The organism is Streptomyces sp. SID12501 (assembly GCF_010550245.1).
Lineage (GTDB): Bacteria > Actinomycetota > Actinomycetes > Streptomycetales > Streptomycetaceae > Streptomyces.
Map to the genome: position 1 here is coordinate 1 of NZ_JAAGLU010000694.1, position 435 is coordinate 435.

The window sequence follows — 435 nt, forward strand, 5'->3', positions numbered from 1 at the left end:
GTGGCCGTGGCGAGCGCGCTGGGCGGTGGTGGCGACGACGCTCCGCCGGCGTCGCCCGCCGCGTCGGCCCCGGCCGGTGACACCCCGCCGGCCGAGGAGAGCCCGGCGAGCAGCGTTGCCGGCATCGGGACGCCGGTCCGCGACGGCAAGTTCGAGTTCACGGTCACCGGCGTCGAGCCGGGCGTGACGCGCGTGGGTGACGACATGTTCGGCCAGGACGCGCAGGGGCAGTTCCTGCTGGTCCACGTCACCGTGACGAACATCGGGGACGAGGCGCAGTACTTCGACGGCAGCAGCCAGAAGCTCACGGACACGCAGGGCCGCACGCACTCCGCCGACACGGGCGCCGCGATCTACCTGGGCGACGCGCAGTCGTTCCTCAACCAGATCAACCCGGGCAACAGCGTGCAGGGCACGGTCGTGTTCGACGTCCCG

1 protein-coding gene is annotated in these 435 nt (G+C 72.6%); it reads left to right on the forward strand.

Translation table 11 applies throughout. The annotated features are described in order from the left end of the window. A partial coding sequence (locus tag G3I71_RS47960; protein ID WP_164325254.1) for a DUF4352 domain-containing protein occupies positions 1 to 435 on the forward strand: 435 nt, incomplete at both ends.